General features: G+C 45.0%; 1 protein-coding gene. It reads right to left on the bottom strand.

Going from position 1 to position 269, the window contains the following annotated elements; genetic code table 11:
* Positions 1–269, bottom strand: a 269-nt coding sequence (locus Q0845_RS27785) for a Calx-beta domain-containing protein (RefSeq protein ID WP_298521226.1), incomplete at both ends; no start/stop codon positions are given.

Below are 269 nucleotides of genomic sequence, written 5' to 3'. Positions count from 1 at the left end.
GGTTCACCGGTAGTATCATCTGTAATTGGAATACTTACATCTACTGTCGTTTGTCCCGCTGGGATCGTTGCTGTTACTGTTGTGGTCGTATAATCATCTGGATTCGTTGCGCTGTTATCGGTTGTAGTGATACTTACAACGGTATCTACACTACTTGGATTGTCAATGCTCACCGCTACACTTGCTGTTCCTGCATCTTCTGCAACCGTTACATCACCTACACTCATTGCTGGTGTGTCGTTATCGGTGATCGTTACTGTTCCACTATC

It is taken from the genome of uncultured Kordia sp., assembly GCF_947489565.1.
Lineage (GTDB): Bacteria > Bacteroidota > Bacteroidia > Flavobacteriales > Flavobacteriaceae > Kordia.
The sequence above is the reverse complement of the archived record's forward strand: the minus strand, read 5'-3'. Positions and strand labels throughout refer to the sequence as shown.